Genomic DNA, 1,422 nt, shown 5'->3' with positions numbered 1-1,422 from the left:
CGGACCGTCCGCCGGCGCGAGGCCGCCCCGCGCGGGCTCGCCCCGTGCGGGCGTGTCCTGCACGGGCGCGCCCTGCGCGTGTCCCGTCGTGGTCCTGTGCGGGTGCGTCGTGGTGGTTCGCGCAGTTCCCCGCGCCCCTGGGGAGTCGTCCTGCGCGGGCCCTCCCCCTGCGGGCGTGCCCTGGGCTGCCGGGTCCTGCCCGCGCACGCCCTCCGCCCGCATGTCCTGCGCGGGCATGTCCTGGGCGCCGGGTGACGGGTGGCTCATCGGTGGGCCTCGGGAGCGGTGGCGTCGTCGCGCAGTCGTCCGGCGAAGTGCCTCAGCTCCGTGTACTGCTCGGCCAGTGACGACGGGCCGTCGCCGACCGGGTCCTTGAAGTAGAAGCCCAGCTCGCTCAGCGGGCCGGTCAGGCCCTTCTGCCGGGCGCGGACGGTCAGCCGGGCCAGGTCGAGGACGAGGGGTGCGGCGAGGGACGAGTCGCAGCCCTGCCAGGTGGTCTGGAGGACCATGCGGGCGCCGAGGAAACCGTCGAAGGCGATGTGGTCCCAGGCCGTCTTCCAGTCGCCGAGGGCCGGTACGTCGTCGATGTGGACCTCGCCCTCGGGGGTGGTCCCGAGGGTGTCGGCGAGGACGCGTTCCTTGCCGGCGTTCTTCGCGGCGGCGGCAGCGGGGTCGGCGAGGGCGGCGCCGTCGCCGCCGCCCAGGAGGTTGGTGCCGGACCAGGCGCGCACGGCGAGGGCGCGCTGCAGGAACATCGGGCCGAGCACGGAGCGCAGCAGGGTCTGCCCGGTCTTGCCGTCGCGGCCCGCGTACGGCAGGCCCGAGGAGGCGGCGAGCGGGGCCAGGGCCGGGTGGTGCAGGCCCGTGGAGGGGGTGAAGTTGACGTAGGGGCAGCCGGCGCGCAGGGCGGCCGCCGCGTAGAGGGAGCTGGGCGGCAGGGAGCCGTCGGTGGGGGCCGGCTCGGTGGAGGCGACGTTGATCACGACGGCGCCCGCGAGGTCCTGGCGGCGCACGAAGTCGCGGATGTCGGCCGCGAACACGTCGATCCACTGGTCCTGGGTGCGGCCGGTGTCACCGGGCGGGGGGCCGCCGGGCCTGATCTCCCGGTCGGCGGCGACGAGTTCGGCGTGCACGGCGGACGGCAGGCCGTGCGGCAGGACACCGCCGTCGGCGAGGTGCTCGGCACGTTTGGGCAGCGGGCAGTCGACGGTGTCGTGACCGCCGAAGACGAGGGACGACAACGAGGGCAGACCGCATGTGGTGAAGGGAGCGGTCTCGGTGACCATGCCGGTCGGCGGGTGGAGCCCGGCGGCGACGGCGGCGCAGCCCGCGATCGCGGTCGTGGCGACGGAGCCGCGTGCCCCGATGAGCCAGACGCCGAAGCGGGGGGCCGGGGAGGGGGTGGGGAGGGACGGTTCGGCG

2 protein-coding genes are annotated in these 1,422 nt (G+C 76.0%); one reads left to right on the top strand and one right to left on the bottom strand.

Going from position 1 to position 1,422, the window contains the following annotated elements:
* On the top strand, positions 1-255 hold a 255-nt coding region (locus tag B7767_RS47495; RefSeq protein ID WP_218775845.1), incomplete at its 5' end, for a hypothetical protein.
* An 8-nt stretch (positions 256-263) separates the two neighbouring features.
* Here B7767_RS47495 and B7767_RS35740 read toward each other — a convergent pair.
* Positions 264-1,367 carry an inositol-3-phosphate synthase gene (locus tag B7767_RS35740; protein WP_085575682.1) on the bottom strand — a complete coding sequence of 368 codons (1,104 nt, stop codon included), beginning with the start codon at positions 1,365-1,367 and terminating at the stop codon, positions 264-266.
* Positions 1,368-1,422: the final 55 nt, after the last annotated feature.

The sequence above is a fragment of the Streptomyces sp. 13-12-16 genome (assembly GCF_002114215.1).
Classification (GTDB): Bacteria; Actinomycetota; Actinomycetes; order Streptomycetales; family Streptomycetaceae; genus Streptomyces.
This window is presented reverse-complemented; position numbering and strand designations above follow the sequence as displayed.